The sequence below is a fragment of the Paraburkholderia tagetis genome (assembly GCF_022213065.1).
GTDB classification, from domain to species: Bacteria; Pseudomonadota; Gammaproteobacteria; order Burkholderiales; family Burkholderiaceae; genus Paraburkholderia; species Paraburkholderia tagetis.
The window spans coordinates 140341-164557 of record NZ_JAKLJA010000013.1 but is presented as its reverse complement, the minus strand read 5'-3'; the positions used below and the strand labels follow the sequence as shown (position 1 = coordinate 164557).

27 protein-coding genes and 1 tRNA gene are annotated in these 24217 nt (G+C 61.3%); 16 read left to right on the top strand and 12 right to left on the bottom strand.

Features of this window, described 5'->3' with window-relative positions; translation table 11 throughout:
* Window positions 1-5: 5 nt before the first annotated feature.
* From doeA to L5014_RS17755, 8 genes are all read left to right on the top strand, one after another.
* Complete coding sequence (gene doeA / locus L5014_RS17790; protein ID WP_238465046.1) at window positions 6-1250, top strand: ectoine hydrolase DoeA; 1245 nt, start codon at window positions 6-8, stop codon at window positions 1248-1250.
* A 5-nt stretch (window positions 1251-1255) separates the two neighbouring features.
* Window positions 1256-2299, top strand: coding sequence for a N(2)-acetyl-L-2,4-diaminobutanoate deacetylase DoeB (doeB, locus tag L5014_RS17785; protein WP_238465045.1), 1044 nt, complete (start codon window positions 1256-1258; stop codon window positions 2297-2299).
* 5 nt (window positions 2300-2304) lie between these two features.
* Window positions 2305-2796 carry an Lrp/AsnC family transcriptional regulator gene (locus L5014_RS17780; protein WP_238465078.1) on the top strand — a complete coding sequence of 164 codons (492 nt, stop codon included), beginning with the start codon at window positions 2305-2307 and terminating at the stop codon, window positions 2794-2796.
* A gap of 796 nt (window positions 2797-3592) precedes the next feature.
* Complete coding sequence (locus L5014_RS17775) at window positions 3593-5071, top strand: NAD-dependent succinate-semialdehyde dehydrogenase (RefSeq protein ID WP_238465044.1); 1479 nt, start codon at window positions 3593-3595, stop codon at window positions 5069-5071.
* A 21-nt stretch (window positions 5072-5092) separates the two neighbouring features.
* On the top strand, window positions 5093-6487 hold the full coding sequence (locus L5014_RS17770; RefSeq protein ID WP_238465043.1) for an aspartate aminotransferase family protein: 1395 nt from the start codon (window positions 5093-5095) through the stop codon (window positions 6485-6487).
* Window positions 6488-6788: 301 nt separating this feature from the next.
* On the top strand, window positions 6789-7274 hold the full coding sequence (locus L5014_RS17765; protein ID WP_238465042.1) for an Hcp family type VI secretion system effector: 486 nt from the start codon (window positions 6789-6791) through the stop codon (window positions 7272-7274).
* A gap of 12 nt (window positions 7275-7286) precedes the next feature.
* Complete coding sequence (locus L5014_RS17760) at window positions 7287-7805, top strand: DUF2778 domain-containing protein (RefSeq protein WP_238465041.1); 519 nt, start codon at window positions 7287-7289, stop codon at window positions 7803-7805.
* On the top strand, window positions 7786-8046 hold the full coding sequence (locus L5014_RS17755) for a hypothetical protein (RefSeq protein WP_238465040.1): 261 nt from the start codon (window positions 7786-7788) through the stop codon (window positions 8044-8046). Before L5014_RS17760 ends, L5014_RS17755 begins: the two co-directional genes overlap by 20 nt.
* A 115-nt stretch (window positions 8047-8161) precedes the next feature.
* Here L5014_RS17755 and L5014_RS17750 read toward each other — a convergent pair whose 3' ends face one another.
* Both L5014_RS17750 and L5014_RS17745 read right to left on the bottom strand, forming a co-directional pair.
* On the bottom strand, window positions 8162-10039 hold the full coding sequence (locus tag L5014_RS17750) for a methyl-accepting chemotaxis protein (protein WP_238465039.1): 1878 nt from the start codon (window positions 10037-10039) through the stop codon (window positions 8162-8164).
* 160 nt (window positions 10040-10199) lie between these two features.
* Window positions 10200-10670 (bottom strand): Lrp/AsnC family transcriptional regulator, encoded by a 471-nt coding sequence (locus L5014_RS17745; protein WP_238465038.1) that lies wholly within the window; start codon window positions 10668-10670, stop codon window positions 10200-10202.
* Between the two features lie 122 nt (window positions 10671-10792).
* On the opposite strand from L5014_RS17745, the gene L5014_RS17740 reads away from it, so the two are divergent.
* The 4 genes from L5014_RS17740 (at window position 10793) to L5014_RS17725 (ending at window position 12923) form a co-directional block, all read left to right on the top strand.
* The gene (locus L5014_RS17740) at window positions 10793-11563 is read left to right on the top strand and encodes an AzlC family ABC transporter permease (protein WP_238465037.1); all 771 of its coding nucleotides are present in this window, start codon (window positions 10793-10795) and stop codon (window positions 11561-11563) included.
* Window positions 11556-11882, top strand: a complete 327-nt coding sequence (locus L5014_RS17735) for an AzlD family protein (protein WP_238465036.1) — start codon at window positions 11556-11558, stop codon at window positions 11880-11882. Before L5014_RS17740 ends, L5014_RS17735 begins: the two co-directional genes overlap by 8 nt.
* A 21-nt stretch (window positions 11883-11903) precedes the next feature.
* Window positions 11904-12746, top strand: coding sequence for an alpha/beta fold hydrolase (locus tag L5014_RS17730; RefSeq protein ID WP_238465035.1), 843 nt, complete (start codon window positions 11904-11906; stop codon window positions 12744-12746).
* Between the two features lie 92 nt (window positions 12747-12838).
* Window positions 12839-12923, top strand: a tRNA-Leu gene (locus L5014_RS17725).
* 171 nt (window positions 12924-13094) lie between these two features.
* Here the strand turns inward: L5014_RS17725 and L5014_RS17720 are convergent.
* The 3 genes from L5014_RS17720 to L5014_RS17710 are packed head-to-tail and all read right to left on the bottom strand — an operon-like array spanning window position 13095 to window position 14858.
* Entirely contained in the window at window positions 13095-13367 is a 273-nt protein-coding gene (locus L5014_RS17720) for a pentapeptide MXKDX repeat protein (RefSeq protein ID WP_238465034.1), read from the bottom strand.
* A gap of 47 nt (window positions 13368-13414) precedes the next feature.
* Window positions 13415-14200: a molybdopterin-dependent oxidoreductase gene (locus tag L5014_RS17715; protein WP_238465033.1), complete on the bottom strand. Its 786-nt coding sequence runs from the start codon at window positions 14198-14200 to the stop codon at window positions 13415-13417.
* 19 nt (window positions 14201-14219) lie between these two features.
* Window positions 14220-14858 (bottom strand): cytochrome b/b6 domain-containing protein, encoded by a 639-nt coding sequence (locus L5014_RS17710; protein WP_238465032.1) that lies wholly within the window; start codon window positions 14856-14858, stop codon window positions 14220-14222.
* Between the two features lie 163 nt (window positions 14859-15021).
* Here L5014_RS17710 and L5014_RS17705 point away from each other — a divergent pair, with 163 nt between their 5' ends.
* The 4 genes from L5014_RS17705 (at window position 15022) to L5014_RS17690 (ending at window position 18184) form a co-directional block, all read left to right on the top strand.
* Window positions 15022-15714 carry a DUF1223 domain-containing protein gene (locus L5014_RS17705; protein ID WP_274389405.1) on the top strand — a complete coding sequence of 231 codons (693 nt, stop codon included), beginning with the start codon at window positions 15022-15024 and terminating at the stop codon, window positions 15712-15714.
* Between the two features lie 180 nt (window positions 15715-15894).
* Window positions 15895-16728, top strand: a complete 834-nt coding sequence (locus tag L5014_RS17700) for an ABC transporter substrate-binding protein (protein ID WP_238465030.1) — start codon at window positions 15895-15897, stop codon at window positions 16726-16728.
* A gap of 11 nt (window positions 16729-16739) precedes the next feature.
* Window positions 16740-17480 carry an amino acid ABC transporter permease gene (locus L5014_RS17695; RefSeq protein ID WP_238465029.1) on the top strand — a complete coding sequence of 247 codons (741 nt, stop codon included), beginning with the start codon at window positions 16740-16742 and terminating at the stop codon, window positions 17478-17480.
* Entirely contained in the window at window positions 17477-18184 is a 708-nt protein-coding gene (locus L5014_RS17690; protein WP_238465028.1) for an amino acid ABC transporter permease, read from the top strand. The genes L5014_RS17695 and L5014_RS17690 overlap by 4 nt, the downstream gene beginning before the upstream one ends.
* Before the next feature lie 633 nt (window positions 18185-18817).
* On the opposite strand, the gene L5014_RS17685 is transcribed toward L5014_RS17690, so the two are convergent.
* The 7 genes from L5014_RS17685 to L5014_RS17655 form a co-directional block, all read right to left on the bottom strand.
* Window positions 18818-20572: a ShlB/FhaC/HecB family hemolysin secretion/activation protein gene (locus L5014_RS17685; RefSeq protein ID WP_238465027.1), complete on the bottom strand. Its 1755-nt coding sequence runs from the start codon at window positions 20570-20572 to the stop codon at window positions 18818-18820.
* 24 nt (window positions 20573-20596) lie between these two features.
* A complete protein-coding gene (locus tag L5014_RS17680) occupies window positions 20597-21124 on the bottom strand; it encodes a hypothetical protein (RefSeq protein WP_238465026.1) in 528 nt (175 codons plus the stop codon).
* Complete coding sequence (locus tag L5014_RS17675) at window positions 21121-21408, bottom strand: hypothetical protein (RefSeq protein ID WP_238465025.1); 288 nt, start codon at window positions 21406-21408, stop codon at window positions 21121-21123. Before L5014_RS17675 ends, L5014_RS17680 begins: the two co-directional genes overlap by 4 nt.
* Window positions 21405-22184, bottom strand: coding sequence for a hypothetical protein (locus L5014_RS17670; protein ID WP_238465024.1), 780 nt, complete (start codon window positions 22182-22184; stop codon window positions 21405-21407). Before L5014_RS17670 ends, L5014_RS17675 begins: the two co-directional genes overlap by 4 nt.
* 1 nt (window position 22185) lies before the next feature.
* On the bottom strand, window positions 22186-22455 hold the full coding sequence (locus tag L5014_RS17665) for a hypothetical protein (protein WP_238465023.1): 270 nt from the start codon (window positions 22453-22455) through the stop codon (window positions 22186-22188).
* Window positions 22452-23807, bottom strand: coding sequence for a hypothetical protein (locus L5014_RS17660; RefSeq protein WP_238465022.1), 1356 nt, complete (start codon window positions 23805-23807; stop codon window positions 22452-22454). Before L5014_RS17660 ends, L5014_RS17665 begins: the two co-directional genes overlap by 4 nt.
* A gap of 272 nt (window positions 23808-24079) precedes the next feature.
* Window positions 24080-24217, bottom strand: coding sequence for a hypothetical protein (locus L5014_RS17655; RefSeq protein WP_238465021.1), 138 nt, complete (start codon window positions 24215-24217; stop codon window positions 24080-24082).

The window sequence follows — 24217 nt, the reverse complement described above, 5'->3', positions numbered from 1 at the left end:
GGACGATGTCGGCAGTGAATGAAACTAAAGCGAATGTGAACAGTGCGCTCAATACCGCAGTGAGCACGGCGGCGCCGCGTCTCGCGTTCTCACGCGGCGAATACGACGCGCGCATCGCGAAGACGCGCAAGGCGATGCAGCAGGCCGGCATCGACCTGTTGATCGTCACCGATCCCACCAACATGTACTGGCTCACGGGCTACGACGGCTGGTCGTTCTACGTGCACCAGTGCGTGCTGCTCGCGCAGGAGGACGAGCCCGTATGGTTCGGGCGCGGTCAGGACGCCAACGGCGCGAAGCGCACGACCTTCCTCGCGCACGATAATATCGTTGGATATCCTGATCATTACGTGCAATCCACCGAGCGTCATCCGATGGACTATCTCGCGCGCGAAGTGGTAACGGCGCGCGGATGGGAGAAGCTGCGCATCGGTGCGGAACTCGACAACTACTACTTCAGCGCCGCCGCGTATGGCGCGCTTCAGCGTCATCTGCCGGAGGCGCGCTGGGTCGACGCCACCGCGCTCGTGAACTGGCAGCGCGCCGTGAAGTCGGCGCGCGAGATCGAGTACATGCGGGTTGCGGCCCGCATCGTGGAGAAGATGCACGCGAGCATTCTGGAAGCCGTCGAGCCCGGCATGAAGAAGAGCGACCTGGTCGCGCGAATCTACGCGGCCGGCATCACAGGCGTAGGGGGTTACGGCGGCGATTATCCGGCCATCGTGCCGCTGCTGCCGACCGGCTCCGACGCCGGCGCACCGCATCTGACCTGGGACGACTCCGCATTCGGTATGAATGCGGGCACCTTCTTCGAGATCGCGGGCTGCTACCGCCGCTATCACTGCCCGCAGTCGCGCACCGTCTACCTCGGCAAGCCGCCGCGGCATTTCGTGGATGCGGAAAAGGCCGTGGTCGAAGGCATCGAGGCGGGACTCGCCGCCGCGAAGCCGGGCAATGTCTGCGAGGACATCGCCAACGCATTCTTCGCGGTGCTGCGCAAATCGGGCATCGAAAAGAACAGCCGCTGTGGCTACCCGATCGGCGCGAGCTATCCGCCCGACTGGGGCGAGCGCACCATGAGCCTGCGCCCGGGCGAGCGCACGGTGCTCGAACCCGGCATGACGTTTCACTTCATGCCGGGCCTGTGGCTCGACGACTGGGGCCTCGAAATTACCGAAAGCATTTTGATTACCGAAACCGGCGTGGAGACATTCTGCAATACGCCGCGCAAACTATTCGTGAAGGAGTAGGGACGATGCGCGCGTCTCCCATCACCCCCACCATCGACCTCGACGCCGAGGGCGTGCAACACGGCTTTCTGAAGCTGCCTTATTCGCGCGACGATTCGGCGTGGGGCGCGATCATGATTCCGCTTACCGTGGTCAGGCGCGGCGACGGACCGACCGTGCTGCTCACGGGCGGCAATCACGGCGACGAATACGAAGGCCCGATCGCGCTCGCGAAGCTCGCGGGCTCGCTCGATGCCGCCGAGGTGAACGGCTGCGTGATCATCGTGCCGTATATGAACTATCCCGCGTTTCGCGCGGGACTGCGCACCTCGCCCATCGACGCGGGCAACCTGAACCGCAGCTTTCCGGGCCGGCCCGACGGCACGGTGACGGAGAAGATCGCCGATTATTTTCAGCGTCATCTGCTCGCGCGCGCCGATTATGTGCTCGATATTCACGCGGGCGGACGCACGCTTGACTTCGTGCCGTTCGCGGCGATTCACGTGCTGCCCGACGGTGAGCAGCAGCGGCGTTGCGAGCACGCGATGCGCGCATTCGGAGCGCCGTATTCGATGCGCATGCTGGAACTCGATAGCGTGGGCCTCTTCGACAGCGCCGTGGAGGAAGCGGGCAAAGTGTTCGTCTCGACCGAACTGGGCGGCGGCGGCACGTCCACGGCGGCGAGCGTGGCGATAGCGGATCGCGGCGTGCGCGGCTTTCTCATGCATGCCGGGGTGATCGAACGTAAAGCTAGCGACCGCGGCATGGACGCGCGCGACGGCGGCCCGCGCACGACCACGCTGCTCGACATGCCCGACGCGCGTTGCTATACGACGAGCGAGCATCGCGGGCTGCTGGAGATGTGCCGCGACCTCGGCGAAATGGTGGAAGCCGGCGACGTGCTCGCGCGCGTGCACGACATCGATCGCACCGGCGCGCGACCTGTGGAATATATGGCGCGGCGCAGCGGACTGCTCGCGGCGCGTCACTTCCCGGGGCTCGTGCAGGCGGGCGACACCGTGGCCGTGGTGGCCGACGTGGTCGAGCGCAACCTGAGCGTGGCGGTATGAATGCGATGGGCGCGATCAAGCTCGACCGCTATGACTTGGCGATATTGCGCATTCTCGAGCGCGATGGCCGCATTACCAAGTCGAAGCTTGCCGAGGAGGTGAACCTGTCGATCTCGCCTGCTTGGGAGCGTGTGCGCAAGCTCGAAGAGAGTGGCGTGATTCGCGGTTATCGCGCGGATGTCGACTGGATCGGAGTAGTGAAGGGCAGCCGCATTGTGGTGGAGGTGACGCTTTCGCGGCATACCGCGCCTGATATGCGGCGGTTCGAGGAGCGTATTGGCGCGGCCGGTGAAGTGGTGCAGTGCTATGCAACGGGTGGTGGTGTCGATTATGTGATGCATGTGATTGCGCGGGATATCGATCACTATCAGCGCTTCATTGATGGCCTGCTGATGGAGGATCTTGGGATCGAGCGGTACTTTACTTATATCGTTACCAAGGTGGTGAAGTGTGCGTCGGCGCACGCGCCGGATTGGGTTGGTGAGATGTTTGAGTGAGGGTTTGGGGTTTTTTGTATTTCAGTGTGTTCGCTTTTTTCGCTTTTTCGCGTTTCCTTGTTTTCGTGTCGGTCTATTAGCGTTGCCCCTGTGCGGGGCGGCACCTACTTTTCTTTGCAGCGGCAAAGAAAAGTAGGCAAAAGAAAGCCGCTCAAACCGCTAGTGTTACGCAGTACACCACTTGCCCATTATCGGAGCGGTTCCGGAGCGTCTGTCACCACGCGCCCTACAACGGAGTGACTAAGGGCTCATTCCTCCGGCGGCGCTTCGCGCGCCGTGGGGCATAACTCCAAACAATCAGGATGCCTGTGCATTGACGCAGTGCTTGCGCAGTCGAGTGCCCAGGCAGAACCCTTGGTTTCCCTTGCAGACCCGACCGCTGCGCGCGTAGCGAGCAGCGGGATGCATGAGTCCTTTGTTACTCAGTTTGAATGTTCGAGGTGACGGATGCTCCGGAACCACTTCGATTAACGGCAAGAGGTGGACGGCGTCACACTGGCGGTTTGAGCCGCTTTCTTTTGCCTACTTTTCTTTGCGGCTGCAAAGAAAAGTAGGTGCCGCCCCGCACAGGGGCAACGCTAATAGACCACCGCGAATACAAGGAAACGCGACCAACCAGCCCACGCACCCAGCCCACGCCCTGCATGCCCATTTAAATTATTCACGCGAACCAACCCAACTTCCAAAATAACCCCCAAAAAGCACCCTCAAAACAAAAAATTCCGCATGCGCTGCCAGCACAAAATGGACCCCATGACGTGCCATCGTCCCGATCAAAAAAGGAGGAGCAAACGACATGTTGCCCGGACATCCCATCCTGTTCAAATCGCTGTGCTACGTGGACGGCCGCTGGATCCACAGCGACAGCGCCGCCACGGTGGCGGTACAAAACCCCGCCGACCAGGCGGTAATCGGCCACGTGCCGATGCTCGAGCGCACCCAGATCGTAGCCGCCATCGACGCTGCGCAGCGCGCCTTCGAATCGTGGCGCTGGGTGCCGCAGATGCAGCGCAGCGCTGCATTGCTGCGCTGGCACGCGCTGATTCTGCGCCATCAGGACGATCTCGCCGCGCTGCTCTCGCTGGAGCAAGGCAAGCCGCTCGCGGAATCGCGCGGCGAGATTCGCTATGCGGCAAGTTTCGTCGAATGGTTCGCGCATGAAGCCAAACGGCTCGCGGGCCGCACGATTCCCACGCATATCGACGGCGCGCACCTTGGCACGGTGATGGAGCCCGTGGGCGTGGCGGTGCTCATCACGCCGTGGAATTTCCCGGTGGCGATGATCACCCGCAAGGCCGCCGCCGCCATCGCGGCAGGCTGCACCACGATCGTGAAGCCCGCGCACGAGACGCCTTATTCGGCGCTCGCGCTCGCGCAGCTTGCCGAGGAAGCGGGCTTTCCGGCCGGCGTCTTCAATGTGGTGATCGGCGAGCCGCAAATGGCGATGGAAACGCTCGTGAGCGATATGCGCGTGCGCGCCGTGAGCTTCACCGGTTCGACGCGCGTGGGTGCGCTCGTCACCCAGGCGGCGGCGCGCGCGGGCATCAAGAAGGTCGCGCTCGAACTCGGCGGCAACGCGCCTTTCATCGTGACGGAAGACGCGAATCTCGAGCAGGCCGTGAAAGTGGCCGTGGCCGCGAAGTTTCAGACCTCGGGCCAGGATTGCTGTGCGGCTAATCGCATCTTCGTGGCGCGCGCGCATTACGAGGCGTTCGTGGAGCGTTATGCGGCAGCCGTGCGCGCGCTCAAGACCGGCCCCGCGTTCGAGGCGGACGTGGAGGTCGGGCCGCTCATGCATCAGGCCGCGTTCGACAGCACCGCGGCGCGCGTGGCCGATGCACGCGAGAAGGGCGCGCGCATCGTGGCTGGCGGCCAGCCACACGCGCTCGGTGGCTGGTACTTCGAGCCCACCGTGATCGCGGATGCTGCGCCTGGCATGCGCGTCTACGACGAAGAAAACTTCGCGCCCATTTCCGCTGTTAGCGCGTTCGACACGCTCGATGAAGTCGTCGCGAAGGCGAACGATACCGAGTACGGGCTCGCGGCCTATGTGTGCGCGACGAACGTCAACACCATCTTCCAGCTCGTGCGCCGGCTCGATTTCGCGATGGTCTCGGTCAATGGCGTGAAGTTCACGGGCGCACCGATTCCGTTCGGCGGCATGAAGGCCTCGGGTCTCGGCCGCGAAGGCGGCGTGGAAGGTTTCGATCCGTTCGTGGAAACCAAATATTTTTGTCTTGGCAATCTTGGCCTGCCGCTCGCGGCAACGGCCTGAATTTCGTATCAGGAGCCCATCATGACGCAACAATTCGACGCGCTGTTCCAGCAGGATCGCGACCACTTCATGCATCCTTCCACGCATGCCCACGATCACGCGAGCGGCGCGCTGCCCGGCAAGATCGTGCGCGGCGCGCGCGGCATTCGCATCGAAGACCACCAGGGCAAGGAGTACATCGACGCCTTCGCGGGACTCTACTGCGTGAACATCGGCTATGGCCGCACCGAAGTCGCCGACGCCATGTACGCGCAGGCCAAGCAGCTCGCGTATTACCACACCTATGTGGGCCACTCGTCGGATGCCATCATCGAGCTTTCGTCGCGCATCATCGACTGGTCGCCCGCCAGCATGAAGAAGGTGTACTACGGCATGTCGGGATCGGACGCCAACGAAACCCAGGTCAAGATCGTCTGGTACTACAACAACGTGCTGGGCCGCCCGAACAAGAAGAAGATCATTTCGCGCGAGCGCGGCTATCACGGCTCGGGTATCGTGACGGGCAGCCTCACGGGTCTGCCGAGCTTCCATCAACATTTCGATCTGCCAATCGATCGCGTGAAGCACACGATTTGCCCGCACTGGTATCGCAAGGCGCCCGCCGGGATGAGCGAAGCGCAGTTCACCGCGTATTGCGTGGAGGAGCTGGAAAAGCTGATCGCGCGCGAGGGCGCCGATACGATTGCGGCCCTCATTGCGGAGCCGGTGATGGGCACGGGCGGCATCATCGAGCCGCCTGTGGGCTACTGGCCCGCCATCCAGGCCGTGCTCAAGAAGCACGACATCCTGTTGATCTCGGACGAGGTGGTGTGCGGCTTTGGCCGTCTGGGCTCGAAGATGGGCGCGCAGCATTACGGTATTCAACCGGATCTGATCACGGTTGCGAAGGGGCTCACCAGCGCCTATGCACCGCTCTCGGGCGTGATCGTGGGCGAGAAGGTCTGGGACGTGATCGCGCGCGGTTCGCAGGAGCACGGGCCGATGGGTCATGGCTGGACCTATTCGGGCCATCCGGTGTGCGCCGCTGCGGCGCTGGCCAATCTCGACATTCTCGAACGCGAGAACATCGTCGATAACGCCGCGCAGGTGGGCGCGTACTTCGGCGCGAAGCTGCGCGAGGCGTTCGATGCGCATCCGCTCGTGGGCGAAGTGCGCAGCGTGGGCATGCTCGGCGCGCTCGAATTCATGGCGGACAAGGAAGCCCGCACGCCGTTCGATGCCACGCTGAAGATCGGGCCGCAGGTGTCGGCGGCGGCGCTCAAGCGCGGTGTGATCGCGCGCGCGATGCCGCACGGCGATATTCTCGGCTTCGCGCCGCCGCTCGTGATGACGCGTGCGGAGGCCGATGAAATCGTCGGCATCGTGCGCGAGGCCGTGGATGAAGTGGCCGAGAAGAATCTGGCCGTGGCGGGTTGATGATGTGAAGGGTGCAGTTCCCGCCGATGGGCGGGAATAATGAAGCCGCCGTACACGCAGGTACGGCGGTTTTTTTTTCGAACTACGCCGACGCGCTCGGTCGGTTCCTGTGCCGAATGGCGCCCGCACCGCCAGCGCGAAGAGGAACGCCATGCATTGCCGGGGGCGCATTGTTTTAAATCAGAAATTACCGTCAAATGCAGGGCTTTTTGTTCATATTGCATCAGCGCACATTGTCGATCCAAATGAAATTGGGTAAAAGCGGTAACTCGCGTAACCTTTATCAATGAGAATTTTCGACATGCCGATCCCTGCACATATGTGGCTCAAAGACGATGGCGGTGCAAACATTAGAGGGTCATCAACCGTTCAGAATCGAGAAGGTAGCATTGAAATTATCAGCTTTGGACACGGTGTAAATCTGCCGGTTGATGCTGCTAACGGCAAGATCACGGGCGCACGTGCGCACTCCCCGGTTTCGTTCGAAAAAGAGTTTGATGCTGCGACGCCATATCTCTATAAGGCCGTGGCGAAGGGCCAAACGTTGCAGTCCGCTGAGATCAAGTGGTATCGCATTAACGATGCGGGAAAAGAGGAAGTCTATTTTGTGATGCTGCTCGAAGGCGTCAAGGTCTGCGGCATCAATCCCGGCATGGCTAATGCAAAACTTGCGCAAGCATCGGCGCTCAATCACGTTGAATCCGTCTCGATGATGTACGAGAGCATCACGTGGCACTACCTTGACGGCAATATCAAATACACCGATTCGTGGAATGAACGCGGATAAGCGGGGGTGACAATGGCCTATACCGGTAAATTTCTGGTGGATAATAAATTCCTGTCACCACTAACCATTAACGGCTTGGGTACGTTCGACGCGTATTCTGGAAATGATCGATACCGTAATCGGGGCGGCTGCACGGCCGTGCCCGAGAACGGTCCCATTCCTGCTGGTAAATACTGGATCATTGATCGTCCGACCGGTGGCATAGGCTCCATAGCTATGGCACGGATCAAAGATGAGTGGAATACCTTTTTCGGCCATCCGTCGAATCACCGTGAATGGTTCGCACTGTATCGGGATGACGGGAAGATTGACGATATAACATGGGTGAATGGCGTCAAGCGTGGGCAGTTCCGGTTGCATCCGGCAGGTGGGCACGGTATCTCGCTCGGCTGCATTACCCTGTCAAGCCGTGTCGATTTTCTAAGAATCCGTAACGCGCTGCTGTACACCATGACAATTCCTGCCGGCAATTCGGGGCTTAGCGCATACGGAACAATTGAGGTCATTACGTATGGCAACACGTGTCCGTAGGCTGTTCAAGATCGCGTTGTTCATCGGATTGATTGTCCTCTCAGTTCGCTATGTCCACCCATACCCCTATGAGTGGACAGAGACCCAGATGCGCGCATGGTTGTACACATCGCAGGCGCTAGGTATTCGCGACCCCGAGGATTTGTATTTCGTGGTGTGGCTGACAATCGAACTGATCGTTGCGGTGCTCGCCTATGTGGCGATCATAAAGCTATGGCGGTACTACCGAACGACGTCATAGGCGGACGGCAGCACACGAACAGACGCCGCGTCGGGGCGTCCGCCGTACATGCAGGTACACGCAGATACGGCGGCTTTCTTGCCTCGTGATTCGCGAAGCGAAGAAACCTCGCCTATTAAACCTCTTCCCCAACCTTGAACACCGCCACCAGCCGGTCGAGATCCGCGGCCTGCTGCTTCAGGCTTTCGGCCGCCGCCGCGCTTTCCTCCACCAGCGCCGCGTTCTGCTGCGTCACCTGATCGAGCAACTGCACTGCGTCGCCAATCTGCCCGATGCCCGCGCTCTGCTCGAGGCTGGCCGACGTGATCTCGCTCATCATGGTGCTCACGCTCTGCACCTGCGAGACCACATCGTCCATGACCTTGCCGGCGTCGGCAACGAGGCGCGAACCCGTATCCACAGTCCCGGCGCTATGCTCGATCAGCGCCTTGATCTCCTTCGCGGCCTGCGCGCTGCGCTGCGCGAGATTGCGCACTTCGGAGGCGACCACCGCGAAGCCGCGGCCCTGCTCGCCGGCGCGTGCGGCTTCCACCGCCGCGTTGAGCGCCAGGATGTTGGTCTGGAAAGCAATGCTGTCGATGACCACGATGATCTCGGAGATCTTGCGCGACGCGTCGCTGATCTGCTGCATCGTGCTCACGACCTGGCCGACCACCTCGCCGCCCTCGGCGGCAGCGGAAGACGCGCGGCTCGCCATTTGCGCGGCGGTATGCGCAGTGTCCGAGTTGTTCTTCACGGCGGCGGTGATTTCCTCCATCGACGCCGCCGTGCGCTCGAGATTGCTGGCCTGCTCCTCGGTGCGCTGGCTCAGGTCCGCGTTGCCCGTTGCGATCTGCGAGGAGCCGATGGCGATCGACGTCGACGAGGCCCGCACGCGGCGCACGAGCGTATTCATCGACGCGACGAAGCGGTTGAATGCATCGGCGAGCTGGCCGATTTCATCGGTGCTTTCGACCTTCATCTGGCGAGTGAGGTCGCCTTGGCCGCTGGCGATTTCCGCGAGCAGCGTGGCCGCGCGGCGCACTGGTGCGGCAATGGCGCGGCCCACCAGCAGGATCACCGCGAGCGCACCGGCGAGGCCCACGACGGCGGCGATGACGGTCGCCATGCGGATCGCGCGCTCGAACGGCCCGAGCATTTCGGCTTGTGGCACTTCGACCACGACATAGGCATTCAACTGCGGAACGAACGAGGTGGCGATGAAGCGCGCCCCGCCCGGCGGCGTGTAGGTCATGAAGGTGTAGCGCTTGCCGGCCAGCAATGTGGACATGGCGTTGGCGGGCATGCCGGGCAGGTCGTTGAGGAAGTGCTTGCCGTCGACCATCGCGGTATCGCGATGGATCATGATCGACCCGTCCGGATGCACGAGATACGCAAATCCCGTCTTGCCGATCTTGTAGTTCGCGACGCCCGCGGCAAGCGCATCGACGGAGAGCGCCATGGCCGCCACGCCGGTCGGGCCGCTCGCGTTGTTCAGGCCTTCCACGCGCGCGTTGATGAACATGGTGTAGGTGCCGAGGCTCACGTCGCGGTCCATGCTCACCTCATAGGGCTTGCCCGTGGCGAGGAAGGCCTGGAGCCACTGATCGTGCTCGCCGAGCTTGCGCTGCAGGCCGGCTTCGGTGAAGTAGTTGCCGCTCTTCGTCGATGCCCATTGCACGCTGACCGCCTTCTGCTCCGCCTTCACGTTCTGCGCGAGGCGCATCCATATGGCGGTGCCGGCGTCCGGTTCGCCATCGGCTTCCCATTGCTGGAGAAACGGATCGGTCGCCATCGCGCGTGCCGCGGTGATCGGCCCCGCGAGCTGGCGCTCGACATCGGCGCGTATGCCGTTCACGGCCGTGGGCAACTCGTCCTGTACCACGCGCTCGCGCACCGTGTCGCCAATCAGCCAGATGCTCAGTCCGCTTGAAATGCCGATGAAAATCAGCAAGCACGTGGTCATGCTCAGAACCAGCTTGTTCTGAATAGAAAGCTTTCGCCAGATGGACATGAGAGGGTCTCGACAACGTTTAAACGCGGGTCTGTTAAACGTTATCGGTTGCCTCGGCGAGAACTTGATCAGGCAATGCGTATATGCGGTATACGGGGTGCGCTAAACAACAGCGAACTCGATCCTGTCTCGTCCCGCGCGCTTCGCACGATTTCCGGACTCACATCGAAATCTCGGAAGTGAGCTTGATTTTCTGCATCGGAATTTCGGTTTTCACGCTCTGCACGCCGGGAATGCGGGTGAGGTATTCCATCTGGAAACGCCGGTATTCGTCGAGATCGGCGGCCACGATGCGCAGCAGGAAATCGCAGTCGCCGGCCATCAGATGGCATTCGACCACGTCGGGGAATTGACGCACGGCCTCGGCGAAGCGGTCCACCGTCTGGGCGTCCTGGCCTTTGAGCCAGACGCGCGCGAACACAGTCAGCGCCTTGCCCACCTTGGCCGGATTGAGCACGGCCACATACTTCTCGATCACGCCCGCCTCCTCTAGCAGACGCACGCGCCGCAGGCACGGCGACGGCGAAAGGCCGACCTCCTGTGCGAGATCGACGTTCTGCAAACGGCCGTCGCGTTGCAGCGCGTTGAGGATGCGGCGGTCGATGGCGTCGAGCTTAACCTGGTGTTCCATGTCGATTTTTCGCTGATCGTTGGCATTGGGTGCCAAATTTTCTTTTCCAAATGGCAACAACGCAACCCGATTCGAACGCATTCGGCAGAAAATATCTGCCCTTTGCAGGAGTCGTGAAGTCAATGAGCAGTATCCCTGGTCAAACCGCCGGTGGGCGGCAATCGTCGCGGCAATCGCATTACTCGTCGGAAGTCGCGCGCGGCATGCGCGCGGCGCTGCCCGTCATGATGGGTTTCGTCCCGTTCGCGCTGGTGCTGGGCGCCCAGGCCACGCAAAAGGGCCTGAGCACGCTCGAAGTGCCAATGATGACGGGCATGAACTTCGGTGGCGGCTCGGAATTCGCGGCGATCCGCCTGTGGACCTCGCCGCCGCATATCGCGCTGATCGTGGCGATGTCGTTTCTCGTCAATGCGCGCCATATCCTGATGGGCGCGGCGCTCGCGCCGTATCTGCGGCACGTGCCGTTGCGGCGCGCGCTGGCGTCGCTCTTTCTGATGTGCGACGAAAGCTGGGCGCTGGCGATGGCCGATGTGAAAGCGCGTGGCGCCGACCACATCAGCATGGCGTATTACCTGGGCGTCGCGGTCAATCTGTGGCTCACGTGGATCTCGTTCACGGCGCTGGGCGCGGTGCTCGGCCCCGTGCTGGGCGACGTGCAGCAGTACGGGTTCGACATGGCGTTCACGGCGGTCTTTCTGGTGCTGCTCAAAGGCATGTGGAAGAGCGCGCGCGCGAGCCTGCCGTGGTTCGTGAGCCTCGCCGTGGCGGCCGTGACTTACCTGTTCGTGCCGGGCGCCTGGTATGTGGCGGCGGGCGCCTGCGCCGGGCTGGCAGCCGCCGTGCTGATGGAGCCGCGGGCGTCGAGGGAGACGAGGGAGACGCGCGATGTTTGACTCCACGACAGCCAGCACAGCCGCCACCGTCACCACCGTCGCGACCATCGTGCTGATGGCCGCCACGACCTACCTCACGCGCATTCTCGGCTACCTGGTGCTGCGCGATCGAACGCTGAGCCCGCGCATGCGCGCGGTGATGGAAAATGTGCCGGGCTGCGTGCTGATTTCGGTAATCGCGCCGGCCTTCGTGTCGCGCCATCCCGCGGATTTGCTGGCGCTCGCGATTACACTGTTGGCCGCGACGCGGTTCTCGCTGCTGCCGACGGTGATCATCGGTGTTGCATCGACGGGCATACTGCGGCATCTGATCGGATAAACCATCGACACCTGAACGAGCATGAGCGAGACGCAAGCCACGATGCAGCACCCGCAGGACGCACAGGATCATTGGATCGAGACCGCAAAGGGCCGGCTGTTTGCGCGCAGTTGGGGGCCGGATGTTTCGCCGGACACGGCGAACGAAGCGGGCGCGCGCCGCGCGCCGATCGTTCTGCTGCACGACTCGCTGGGCTGCGTCGCGCTGTGGGGCGCTTTTCCGCAGACGCTTGCGCGCGCAACCAATCGGCGCGTGATTGCTTACGACCGAGCAGGCTTTGGCGCCTCCGATGCGCGCACGGACCGGCTGGGCGAGGCGTTCGTGCGGGACGAGGCGCAGCACGACTTTCCGGCGCTGTGCGAGCAACTGGGGATCGACCGCTTCGTGGTGTTCGGCCACAGCGTGGGCGGCGGCATGGCGATCGAATGTGCCGCGCAGCACCCGCCGCGTTGCGTGGCGCTCGTGACCGAGGCGGCGCAGACCTTCGCGGAAGACCGCACGCTGGCGGGCATACGCGTGGCGCGCGAGCAGTTTCGCGATCCCGCGCAGTTCGCCCGGCTGGCGCGCTATCACGGCGAGAAGACGCAATGGGTGCTCGACGCGTGGATCGAAACGTGGCTTTCCCCCGAATTCGCCGACTGGTCGCTCGATGCGGTGCTGCCACGCGTGCAGTGCGCCACGCTCGCGATCCACGGCAGTCTCGACGAGTACGGCACGCGCGTGCATCCCGAGACGATTGCGGCGCGCGTGAGCGGTCCGGCCCGTGCGGCGATCATGGACGGCGTGCGCCACGTACCGCATCGCGAGCAGGAAGCCCAGGTGGCGGCGATGGTGGCGGAATTTCTGCGCGAAGTCGATGGTTGAGGGTGCGTGAGCGGCACATTCGCGGGGCTGAAATTTTTTTCGATAGGGGTCTTCAAAAATCTCCGGTGAGTCGATACAATCCCGTTCCTCTTGCTCAGGTGGCGAAATTGGTAGACGCACTATCTTGAGGGGGTAGCGCCGAAAGGCATGCGGGTTCGAGTCCCGCTCTGAGCACCAGAAAGCTTTGCTTGCACCGCATGTCTGCGGACAGGCGCAAAAAAACCGGCCTCGCAGCCGGTTTTTTTGTTTGTGCTGCCCACGGCATCAGCCAGCCGATCAGCACGCCAGGCACGCAACGCGATTCAGCACACGATGCGGGGGGATCCGATCGCGCCGCGATCCGCGGGCTCATTGCGACATGGCTCCCGAAGCGGGATGGTCCATTCCCATTGCGTCATGCTTCTTCATGGACGAGCCCTTGGCCATCTTGTCATGCGCCATGGCGCCACTCTTGCCGCCGCTCTTGCTCATGGCGTCGTGCGACATGGCGCTTTTGCTCATCGTGTCCTTCGACATGCTGTCGTGGCCCATCGCGCCGCTCGCCTGGGCGAATGCGCCAGTGACACCTGCGCCGAACGTCGCGGCGCCGACAACGATAGCGGCAATCATGATCTTCTTCATTGCTGTACTCCTTGCGGGTTGGAAAGACAGAGGGGTTCGGCAAACGCTCACGCGCCGCCGAACCAGTTGTAGCCCTGATCGACCCAATAGCCGCCGGGATACGTGTTGGTGACGAAAATCTCGACGATGTGCTTCGGATTCTTGTAGCCGAGCTTGGTCGGCATGCGCAGTTTCATCGGGTAGCCGTATTTCGCGGGCAGGCGCTCGCCATCGTAGTCGAATGCGAGCAGCGTTTGCGGGTGCAGGGCGGTGGCCATGTCGATGCTCTCGTAGTAGTTGTCTGCGCAACGAAATCCCACGTATTTCGCGGTGGTGTCGGCACCCACGCGCCGCAGGAAGCCGCCGAACGGTGTGCCGCCCCAGCGTCCGATCGCGCTCCAGCCTTCCACGCAGATGTGCCGTGTGATCTGCTCGGCGTGCGGCAGGGCGTAGAGTTCGGGTAGCGTCCATGTGCGCTGGCCGGTCACGAGGCCGCTCAACTTGAGGCGGTAGCTGCCGCCATCCACGACGGGGGCTTCGTCGACGCCGTAGAACGCGTTAAAGGGAAACGGCCGCGTGATTTGTGCCTCGCTATAGGTGGGCGCGAGCTGGTGCGGATCGAAGAGCCACGCCTGCACCCGATCGTTCAGCCGCGAGACGGCAGAAAGAAACGTGTTGACGGAGGCGTCGTCGGTGATCGAGCAGCCTGTGAGCATCGAAAGACCGCCGAGCGTGAGCAGGCGCTTGCCGAACAGCCGCCGCGAGGGCATGTCGAGCTTGCCGAGTTCGCGGCGCGCATCGGCGAGAATCGCTGCGCGGTCCAGCGTGACGATTTTCCGGTTGTTCGTATTCATCTGGAATCCTCTTCAATCTTCAATGGCCGCGCAGCATGGTGAGCAACGAGCGTGGCACGAGCGCCACCATCGTTACATGCACGACAACGAATGCAGCCAGCAGCGACATGGCGCAGAAGTGCACGACACGGGCGTTGTCGTAGCCGCCCATGAGATCGCGCAGCAGCGGAAACTGCACGGACTTCCAGATGGCGAGACCGGAGAGCACGAGCACGATCAGGTCCGCGATTGCGACGAGATAGGCCAGCTTTTGCACAGCGTTGTAGTGATGCGGGTCGGCGTGCGAAAGATGGCCGGCAAGCGCGGCGCGCAGATCGACCAGGATGGCGCGTGGGCTTAGCGGAAAGAATCTGGTGAACATGCGCCGGCTCGCGAGATTGAGCGCGAGATAGACGATTCCGTTGAAGACGAGTAACCACATCGCCGCGAAATGCCATTGCAGCGCACCGCCGAGCCAGCCCCCGAGTGTGATCGACGTGGGGATGACGATGCCGGGGAAGACCGGCGAGGCGTCGTAAATGCGCCAGCCGGAAAACATCATGAGCAGCGCAGCAAGCGCGTTGAGCCAGTGCGTGATGCGCAGCCACAGCGGATGGATCGCGCGTGTTCCGGACGCGAGCGGCGGGCTTGCGTGCGTTTGACCGGTTGTTGTTTCCATGGCGAATCCCTCGTGGCGGGCAGGTACAGGTGAATTCGCTGCACGCTGGTCGACGGTTACAGCGGCGCGCAAGAAATTTTTTGCGCGCCACGCTGTAACTTTTGGCGCTTCCACGACGAACTATTGGGACTAGAGGGCAAACCACGCGTTTCGGAGGCCAGTCATGTTCGTGCGTCTTCTTTCAGCTTTCGCCTTGCTTGCGGTCCTGCCTGTCGCCGCGTCGGCCAGACCTGTCGTGGTTGAATTGTTCACGTCGCAGGGATGCTCTTCTTGTCCACCGGCCGATGCCTATTTGTCCGATCTGTCGAACAGTCGTCAGGACGTCCTGCCTCTGGCGTTTCACGTGACCTACTGGAACAGCCTCGGCTGGAAGGATCCGTATTCGCTGGAAGCCGCCACGCAACGGCAGGCCGCTTACAGTGCGCGCTTTGGCGACAGCGCCTATACGCCAGAAATGGTGGTCGATGGTCGCAAGAGCTTCGTGGGTTCGAATCGTGCGGCCGGGGAGAAAGCGATCCGGTCCGCGCAGGCCAGTGACGCAACGTCAGTGGCCGTGAGCGGCAAGCGCGCGGGCGGCACGCTATCGATCGATGTGGGGGCCGGCTCTGGAAGCGCTCAGGTACTGCTTGTCGGCTATGACCGCGAGCACATCACGGCTGTCGGGCGTGGCGAAAACTCGGGCCGCGCGCTCAAGGAAGCGAATATCGTTCGCTCGGTTCAGTCGATCGGTCAGTGGAATGGCGCTACGCTGAAGCTCCATCCAGAGGTGCCCGCGGGCGAGCGGGCGGCGGTGCTCGTTCAGGCGCCGGACGGCAGCATCATCGGCGCGGCGCGGGTCGACTACGGTACGCCATGACGCGATGTGCTCCGCAAGCACGCCGCTGCCCCAAATCTCCCGTGTCGCTTTCGATCTGAAAAAAGCTTGGTTCCTTCGCGCCCGTCGTACCGATAGGCTGTGTATTCGCCAGCGCTTGTTGCAATGACAGTCTGCAATGACAGCGACAGCGCACGGGCAACCAACGAAGGAATCTCGACAATGAAAAACAGAATCTGGGGCGCAGTGCCTGCCGCACTGTTGACGGCACTTCTGGCCGGGGCATCGAATTCCGCGCATGCGGATCGTCTGGACGATATCAAGCGGGCGGGCGTGCTGCGCGTCGCTGCATTCGACAGCAACCCGCCGTTTGGCTTTGTCGATTCAAAGGACAATCAGATCGTCGGGCTCGACGTGGACTATGCGCGCGCCGTGGCGAAAAGCCTTGGCGTGAAGCTCGAAGTCCAGCCGACCAATCCGGCCAATCGCATCGCGTTTCTGAAGTCGGGCAAGGTCGATCTGGTTTTCGCCAACTTCACGATCACCGATGATCGTAGAAAGGAAGTGGATTTCAGCACGCCGTACTTCGCATCGGGCACCCAGTTCATTGCGAAGAAGGGCGTAATCAGGTCTCCGGAGCAACTAAAGAACCTGCGTATCGGCGCGGACAAGGGCACGACCAACGAGCAGCAGGTGCGCGCGAAATTCCCGAACGCAACCATCGTCGCCTATGACGACACGCCTTTTGCCTTCGCCGCGCTGCGCACGGGCAACGTGCAGGCCATTACCCAGGACGGTCCGAAGCTGGTTGCGCTGCTTGCGCGCGCACCGGACAAGGCGAACTACGAGATTTCCTCATTCACGATCTCGAACGACTACGAAGGCGTTGGCGTGCCCAAAGGCGAAACGCGCTTGCTCGACGTGGTGAACGGTACGCTGACGCGCCTCGAAACCCAAGGCGAAGCTGCGCAGATTTACGACAAGTGGTTCGGCCCGAAGAGTGCGACGCCGTTGCCTCGTCTCTTCAAGATCGGCGATGCGCAAAAAAACGGTTGAGCGCCTGATTCATGCATAACTGGCTTGAACCGAAGTATCTCGCGTGGCTCGAACAGGGCTTCTTCGTGACGCTGATGCTGTCCGCCTGCGCGGCGTCGTGCGCGACGCCGCTGGGTTTTTTGCTGGCGGTTGCGCGCACGGCCAGCAGCAAACCCGGCGGCGCAGTTGCACGCGCGGCGGCGCTTTACGTGTTCGTCGTCCGCAATTCGCCGTTGCTCGTTCAACTGCTGTTCTGGTACTTCGGCGTAGCGGCGGTTTTGCCATCCGACTGGATGACTTGGCTTAACACGCCGCACATGGCAACGCCTGGGCCGCTCACGCTGCGCTGGCCGACCTTCGAGTTGTTCGCGGGCTGGGTGGGACTGACCTGCTACACGACCGCGTTCATCGGCGAAGAGTTTTTGGCCGGCATGCGTGGCGTGAGCCGTGCACAGTGGCACGCGGCTGCGGCGCTTGGCCTGGGCCGTTACGCGACGCTGCGCCATGTGATCCTGCCGCAGGCGTTGCGCATTGCGACGCCGCCACTCGTCGGCCAATACATGAACGTGATAAAGAATTCGTCGCTGACGATGGCGATAGGCGTCGGCGAACTCTCGTATATGTCGCGTCAGGTCGATACGGAAAGCTTCAGGACGTTCCAGGCATTCGGCACCGCCACCGTATTCTATGTACTGGCCATCGCGATCATCGAGGTTGCGCTGGTGCTCTGGCAACGCGCCGGTGTGCGCGGATTGCAGCGAGGCCGCGCGTGAACGGGTTCGAGTGGGCGCCTGCACTGCGTTATCTGCTGTTCGGGACATTCCCGGTAGGACCGCTGGGAGGCGTTGCGTTGACGATCGCGCTCTCGGTGGTATCGGCATTGCTTGCTGCGCTGGTGGGTCTCGCTGGCGGCATCGCGCTTGCCATGACGCGCGGCGTCGTTCGTCTCGCGCTGACCGCCGTGGTGGCGTTCTTTCGCGCGATACCCGTGCTGATGCTGATTTTCTGGACGTTCTTCCTGATGCCGATTCTGCTGCACGTTGACGTTCCGGGCCTCGCGACCGTCGTGTGTGCGTTGGCGCTGATCGGTGGCGCGTATCTCTCGCATTCGGTGCAGGCCGGCATTACCGCGATCGGCGCGGGGCAGTGGCAGGCCGCGTTCTCGCTCGGCTTGACGCGCTGGCAGACATTGCGCGAAGTGATCCTGCCGCAAGCCGTGCGCGTGATGATGCCGTCGTTCGTCAATCAGTGGGTGGCGTTGATCAAGGATACGTCGCTCGCGTATATCGTGGGCGTGCCTGAATTCACGTTCCTTGCCAATCAGGTCAACAACCGTTTGCTGGTGTATCCGGCGCAAATCTTTTTGTTCGTCGGGATCGTTTATCTGCTGCTATGCGGCGCGCTGCAGTGGATTGCCAATGCACTGCTCGTGCGCCGCAAGTCGTCGCGGCTCGATGCAAGCGTAGCTGCGAGGTGACGCAGCGGGACTATTCGAAAGCCGCGAGGCGCCCTGGGTATGAGGCGCCGTTAGCCGTTCCCGTCAACTGACCGGCGTTGCGGCCGAGTGCGGGCGTCCCGATCTCGCAGCAAAGCCGGAGGGGGTGCCCGGCCCGATTAGGGATTTCACCAAGTTTTCGTGAAATGGCTACCGTGCGACTCTATGTCTCAGTGCCATTCCCTACGGAGGCAGGCATGCAAGCTCAGACGCGCAAGAATGCAAGGGTCGCCGCTTTTCTGAATCGGTCGGCGTTGTGTCTGCTGATATTGCCAGCTGCTTGCCTGGTCTGGGCGCTCCAGACGTACCCTCCACAAGATGCATATTGGCTTTGCTTCTCCCTCGCGACCTATGCCTGGCCCTTTGCTGGCGTCCTTCTTTTGGTCTCGGCGGGATTTCACGTTGACACCCCCAAAAAGCGCGTCAAAAAGGGCCCCTGGTTCCGGCATGCGCATGGGCACTAGCCGCTGAGCGGTCCTGCCGGGGTTGCATCCTTCGCAATCCTGCCATCGCACCAACTGCGGAATGCCAGCCCGAGCGCCGGCGACGCGTTCAGGCTGATGGTCGAAGCGCCGAGCAGTCTGCGCCGCTCCACATTCAGCAAGTGCGACCAGCCTAGAACGCTGCCGTCATCTGAAACCCGACCGTCCATCGCGCGGTCGGGTATCCCTCTGGCTTGTAGATTGGCGTGCCCGCGAACAGGTCATACGAGACTCCGACGTACTTCGTCGGCACGCCGCCACGAATGCCAATCACCGCGCCTGCGAGTTGCGTCCCCACCAGTGCCGCCGTGTTGGGTCCGAACACGCGCCCGTAGTCGATCCCCGCATAGAGAGTCTGTCCCGTCTGGAACACGGGCCATTGCAATTCGTTGCGCCAGTAGAAGCCGCGTTCGGCCGCGAGCATCGTCTCACCGTCGAATCCGCGCACGGTGTAGCGACTGCCGATGGTCAGGCCGTCGACGTAGAACAGCGTGTCATTCGTGAACTGGCCGTGAACGGTTCCAACGTACCGGAAGCCCTGGCCGGCAATCGCGAACGGCACCGCCAGGTTCGCGTCGAGCACCGCCATGTGATAGCGATAGGTTGGACCGTCAGGATACGGGTCCGCTGTCGCGCCGAAGCCGCCGATGCCCTGACGATACGCGAGCGTGCCATCGAACTGCGCCGCGCCGAAGTAATGGCGGTCCGTCGCGCCTAGTTCAAGGAATGTGTTGTTACGCGCCTGTGTCGGTATCGTCGTGTCGTCGATGAAACTCTCGCCGAATCGCTTCGATAGCTGCACATAGCCGCCGAGCACGTCGTTCTGGCTGCGCGATATCACGCGCGCAATGCGCAGCGCGGCCGTCTGCGTATTGCCGCTCGACACGAACGTCCGATTCACGCCCGCGATATTCTGGTAGTAGGTATTCGTGTACCCCGAGAGCGTCGCGGTCCAGTATCCCCACGGGACCGAATACGATCCGTTGAAGCCGTGCGAGCCGAGCGCCTTGTTGCCGAACGACAGGTCCTGATTCGCGCCTAGCGAAAGGATGTCGTTCAGGCCAAGCGGGTTGTTGAGGCCAAGGCTGATGTTGCCTTGCCATTTGCCTGTCGCATCTGTGCCGCTGTTATCAACCGATGCGACGAACGTCCACGGCTTCGAGCGCTTGATGTTCAGTACAACGTCACTTTCTCCTGGTATTTCGGTCGGCTCGATCTTCATGTCCACGTCTTGCGACGCGACGCGCTTCATCTGCTCCAGACCTTGCTCAAGATCGCGGAGATTCAGCACGTCGCCGCTGCTCGTCGGGAAGGCGGTCTTCCATGTTCCCCAAAGCGTAGGGTCCGCAAATCGCACCTGTCGCACGATTCCCGGCACGAGCGCGAACGCGAGCGTGCCGGTCGACAGGTCTTGCGGCTGTACGAGTACGCGCGTGGTCACGTAGCCGCGGCTCAGAATGGCTTGCTGCAATCCCTTCGTGAGCACGTTGATACCTTCCTTGCCGACACACGCCCCGGAGGAAGTCCCCTTGGGGGACTGCCCCTCGTAGTGGTCGAGCCATTCGCGCGCGAATGCGAACGGGTCAAGCGGCAACGCGGACGCGCCTTTCGTGCGTGTGCCTGGCGGCAACGTCTCAGGGACATCGAGCGTAAAGCGGTCGATGCGAAAGCACGGCGATTCGTGCGGAAGATCGGGATACGCTTCGATCTTCGGCACGGTCGAGCGCACGGCAGGCGCCGACACCGCCGCCTCGCGCTGTTGCGCCTCAAGTCGTTGTTGCTGGTTCTGCTCGGTTTCCAGGCCGCCCAGGCTTTGTGCAGGCACATTGGGCGCGAGAGTGACCAGGGCTGTGAGCGGCAAAGCCGCCAGCCTCTTTCTGATTTTCATTGCAAGACAGTTCCGTAGTGGTGGTTACAGCCTTCGAAGCTGACCTTCGTGGTCGATTACATGCAGGACATTGCAGCGCTCGTCGGTTTGTATCGAAACGCCGTCGAGCAATGACAGGTCGGCATCTGGTGCGTCGAATGTCATCAGCAGTTCTTCAAGCTGCGAGGGATGCGCGACGAGCGCCAGGGGCTTGCGATGACGCGAGCCGATGTAGCGGCGGAGGCGGATTTCGATTGAGCGCCATGTCGCCCGCGTCAATTCGGTCTGGCAATAGAAACTGCGCCCGGTTATTTTGCCTATGACTGACATTAGCTCAAGCTCGAAGGGGTTACCGCATTCGTCCACCAGAACAGGCATATCGAAACGTGGGCTCGAGATTACCGATATCCCGTCCAGTATCGTGTCGTTGCTTCCTGCTCCCTTGCAAAACTCGCTCATGTGCGCGGGGTTCAGGATAAGAGCGAAGGGCTTGCGGCCGTGCTCTTTTACGTACTGTTTGATGCTGTGTTCGATGAGCGGCCCGATGCCGGAAGATGAATTGATCGCGCTCATGTTCGTTCCTCTGAGTCGTCTTTGTTAGACGCGCCTGCATCGTCCTTGACTTCGTAGTTTTCGCGCGCTTTTTTGTAGCTGTTGTCGAAGGGCCTGATTTTCAGTAAACGAGCACGGCTGCTCAAACCACCGATAGCCATAAGCAAGAATCCGAATAACGCTAGGAACACGCTCCAAGTCGAAGGTGGTGCATATTTGAATGTCCCATACGATATCCCGATGCCAATCACAATTAAAACTGTACACATCCACCCGGTCAGATTTCCGTCGTCTATAAATTTCATTTCTTTTCCGGTTGGTTAGTGATGCGGTTCCAAGAGGAATTTATGAAGTCTTGAATCGATTGAGACAAGCTGCTGCCGTTGAACTGGTTTGTGGCCTCGTTAATCACGGGGCCAGCAAGTGGGTACTTTGTTGAGAGTCGATCTGAAATCATGGCACTGCCGCCATTCGTCCAATATCGCCCCACATCAGGTTTCGCAATCTGCACTACCGCATCGGCTGCTATACCTGTCGCGGTAGCAATATAGGCTGCCGTAGCGAGCCCCGGCGCATAAGGCGACGGTATAGTAGCTCCCGCCGCAGTGATCGCCCCAAACCGACCGGCCGCCGTAGAAACGTCTCCTGCCACATTGGCCACCGTTCCCCGCACATCCATCCCGACTGGTGACGGCGTATACGTATAGGCACTCGGCACCTGCCCCGGCGTGGCCGAGTTGTAGTTCTCCATGATGAATGCCTGCAATGCCGGATTCGCCTCCGGCATGATCTGGATAATCAGCGGTTTTCCATTTGCGTTGGACAGGCCCGTATTTAACCAACTGGCGCCGGGATCGGTCGGGGTGCGTCCATTCAACTCCTCAGCCGTTCCCGGCGCCACTGTCCCGCCGTTCGCATCGGATACGCCCATAAGCCGCATCTGGTCCTCGATCTGTGCCTGGGTGTATTTTCCATCGATCGTCTCCGCAAGCTGTTTGGCAAGTGTCTTCTCCTTGGCCGTGCCGTCCTCATGCAACTGCCGGTTGTACTGGTCAGCGGCGAGGTTAATTGCTTTAGGCATATCAATTCTTAAACCACGGTCCAAACCGTGAAGGATCGTCGCTCAACATGCCGGCTTTGCTTAGCCGGGCGGGTAGTTTTCTGACCCAATACGCAACCAACACTATGCAAACTGGGCAAAAGATAAACAGCATTGCCGGCTTTTCTTCGAGCTTGAATGCGAATCGACAAAGGCCCGTCACGACCATTGCCCAGAAAATTCCCGCGCCAATAGAAGCGCCCCAAACGACGCAGGTTGACTGCACGAATGCGTAGAGTCGGTTCCAGTTCATTTCTTTTTTTCCACGTTCTGCACATCGTTCACGATTTTTGCACCCTTTGATCCCGCGTTGATGACTTGGATAGCCTGATTCGCGGCAACGGGGATTTCCCACTGGAGAACTGGAATCGTGAGCATGTTGTTAAATTTTGGGACCGTGACATCGAACATCGTGCCAGGACGATTCAAGCCGTCTGACCACCCCATCTTTAGGGGAGTTGGTGTGGTCAATGCCGCAACACTAGTCGCAAATGCAGCGCTGTCGTAAAGCACATTACCCCAAGTAGGAGAAACTATGTTGAAACCCATTCGCAGAGGGTTCAAACCGGGCTCTGGAATACCTTCGTAACGGTTGAACAGTCCATTGCTACCTTCAAAGACATCATTGAGCCCAAAAGTAATCATGGCACCACCCACGCCGCACGCAGCGCCTGTAGCGCAAGCTTTTGCTCCGGTAGCTGCCATATACACACCCAGCCCCGTCTTTGCTGCGTCCTTCGCCACGCCCAGCGGATCGCTCTGCACCATATCGCCGATTTTCTGCGTTGGCGTGTAGTCGAACAGCCCGGACTCCTTCTGGTTGTTCACCCACTGCAATTCTGGCCCGAGCTGGGACGCTTCACGCTGGCTTACGTAGTTCTTGTTGTACTCGTCACTGCCTTGCTTGTATTCAGCCCAGCACTTCACCGCATAGCACGCAGCCTTCGTCAATTTGTCCTGTTCGGCCTGGTCCCCGTTGGCCTTGTCTTTGATGGCTTGTTTTTCGTCAGGGTGGAGCTGGCGATTAAATCTGTCGACATTGGAACTGGAGAACGCCCCCGCGCCACCCGCAGCCGCACCGGCAGTAGTGGCGACAACGTTCGAAACGATGTTGCCAAGCGCGGTATTCACACTCGCATCACCAGTCGGGTTCGATGCCGCAATCGAACGACCCAGTTCATTGAGCATGGGTGCCATCTTCGAGCCAATCGCCGCACCGGCCGCACCCGCAACCGCGCTGCCGACACCCCCACCGAGACCCGCAACAACCGCAGCACCCGCCGCCTGCATCGCCGCGCGCTTGTCGCCACCCTCGGCCCATGCCGAATCTCCTGTCGCTTTGGCCTGTGCGTCCGCGTAATCGCCAATGCGCTGCGCCACCGCCTGGCCCGCGGCCTGTGCCGCCTGCATCCGGTCGGCCTGCTGGTTCAGCAGGGCATTCACGTCGGGCAGTTTCGACACCTGACCATTCGTGTCCACCGTATCGGGGGAGAGGCCCGCCACGTCCTGCCTCTGGTTCGCGCCATCCGTGATGTTGATCGTGCCGGCAGTGACCGCACTACGCGTCGTCGCGTCAGACGAGCCGCTTTCGCTTTGAGGAAGCATCGGCGAAACGCCGCCTGTGCCGCCGACCGAACCCGGCCCGACCGACTTGCCCGTATCGCCGACACCCGCGCCCGCGCTGATGCCATTGCTAATCGCTGTGTATTCCGAATGGTTCGCTATATCCCTACATCCCGACGCGTGCGTCGTTGTCGATGTACGTTTTCTCCCGACGCAACAACCACTTGCAGACCGTTTTGCCCTGACGTGCCCCTGTGCCTGCAATTTTTTGCCCCGACGCGCGTTTTTGCCCGAAGCCGCGAGTCTGCATCACATCAGCTCAGAAGCTTTTCGATAACCAAATATCCAACGAATACCATAGCTGCGCCAACAAATAGCCAGTAGATGATTTTTTCCTTTCTACTCATCCGCTTCCATTGCTCAGGTGATGGCCCTCCACCTACTGCCGGCAT

Excerpts from the sequence above, each read along its gene's own strand:
- doeA (WP_238465046.1), top strand. The coding sequence starts at position 6 with ATGTCGGCAGTGAATGAAACTAAAGCGAATGTGAACAGTGCGCTCAAT.
- doeB (WP_238465045.1), top strand. The coding sequence starts at position 1,256 with ATGCGCGCGTCTCCCATCACCCCCACCATCGACCTCGACGCCGAGGGC.
- L5014_RS17780 (WP_238465078.1), top strand. The coding sequence starts at position 2,305 with ATGGGCGCGATCAAGCTCGACCGCTATGACTTGGCGATATTGCGCATT.
- L5014_RS17775 (WP_238465044.1), top strand. The coding sequence starts at position 3,593 with ATGTTGCCCGGACATCCCATCCTGTTCAAATCGCTGTGCTACGTGGAC.
- L5014_RS17770 (WP_238465043.1), top strand. The coding sequence starts at position 5,093 with ATGACGCAACAATTCGACGCGCTGTTCCAGCAGGATCGCGACCACTTC.
- L5014_RS17765 (WP_238465042.1), top strand. The coding sequence starts at position 6,789 with ATGCCGATCCCTGCACATATGTGGCTCAAAGACGATGGCGGTGCAAAC.
- L5014_RS17760 (WP_238465041.1), top strand. The coding sequence starts at position 7,287 with ATGGCCTATACCGGTAAATTTCTGGTGGATAATAAATTCCTGTCACCA.
- L5014_RS17755 (WP_238465040.1), top strand. The coding sequence starts at position 7,786 with ATGGCAACACGTGTCCGTAGGCTGTTCAAGATCGCGTTGTTCATCGGA.
- L5014_RS17750 (WP_238465039.1), bottom strand. The coding sequence starts at position 10,039 with ATGTCCATCTGGCGAAAGCTTTCTATTCAGAACAAGCTGGTTCTGAGC.
- L5014_RS17745 (WP_238465038.1), bottom strand. The coding sequence starts at position 10,670 with ATGGAACACCAGGTTAAGCTCGACGCCATCGACCGCCGCATCCTCAAC.
- L5014_RS17740 (WP_238465037.1), top strand. The coding sequence starts at position 10,793 with ATGAGCAGTATCCCTGGTCAAACCGCCGGTGGGCGGCAATCGTCGCGG.
- L5014_RS17735 (WP_238465036.1), top strand. The coding sequence starts at position 11,556 with ATGTTTGACTCCACGACAGCCAGCACAGCCGCCACCGTCACCACCGTC.
- L5014_RS17730 (WP_238465035.1), top strand. The coding sequence starts at position 11,904 with ATGAGCGAGACGCAAGCCACGATGCAGCACCCGCAGGACGCACAGGAT.
- L5014_RS17720 (WP_238465034.1), bottom strand. The coding sequence starts at position 13,367 with ATGAAGAAGATCATGATTGCCGCTATCGTTGTCGGCGCCGCGACGTTC.
- L5014_RS17715 (WP_238465033.1), bottom strand. The coding sequence starts at position 14,200 with ATGAATACGAACAACCGGAAAATCGTCACGCTGGACCGCGCAGCGATT.
- L5014_RS17710 (WP_238465032.1), bottom strand. The coding sequence starts at position 14,858 with ATGGAAACAACAACCGGTCAAACGCACGCAAGCCCGCCGCTCGCGTCC.
- L5014_RS17705 (WP_274389405.1), top strand. The coding sequence starts at position 15,022 with ATGTTCGTGCGTCTTCTTTCAGCTTTCGCCTTGCTTGCGGTCCTGCCT.
- L5014_RS17700 (WP_238465030.1), top strand. The coding sequence starts at position 15,895 with ATGAAAAACAGAATCTGGGGCGCAGTGCCTGCCGCACTGTTGACGGCA.
- L5014_RS17695 (WP_238465029.1), top strand. The coding sequence starts at position 16,740 with ATGCATAACTGGCTTGAACCGAAGTATCTCGCGTGGCTCGAACAGGGC.
- L5014_RS17685 (WP_238465027.1), bottom strand. The coding sequence starts at position 20,572 with ATGAAAATCAGAAAGAGGCTGGCGGCTTTGCCGCTCACAGCCCTGGTC.
- L5014_RS17680 (WP_238465026.1), bottom strand. The coding sequence starts at position 21,124 with ATGAGCGCGATCAATTCATCTTCCGGCATCGGGCCGCTCATCGAACAC.
- L5014_RS17675 (WP_238465025.1), bottom strand. The coding sequence starts at position 21,408 with ATGAAATTTATAGACGACGGAAATCTGACCGGGTGGATGTGTACAGTT.
- L5014_RS17670 (WP_238465024.1), bottom strand. The coding sequence starts at position 22,184 with ATGCCTAAAGCAATTAACCTCGCCGCTGACCAGTACAACCGGCAGTTG.
- L5014_RS17665 (WP_238465023.1), bottom strand. The coding sequence starts at position 22,455 with ATGAACTGGAACCGACTCTACGCATTCGTGCAGTCAACCTGCGTCGTT.
- L5014_RS17660 (WP_238465022.1), bottom strand. The coding sequence starts at position 23,807 with ATGCTTCCTCAAAGCGAAAGCGGCTCGTCTGACGCGACGACGCGTAGT.
- L5014_RS17655 (WP_238465021.1), bottom strand. The coding sequence starts at position 24,217 with ATGCCGGCAGTAGGTGGAGGGCCATCACCTGAGCAATGGAAGCGGATG.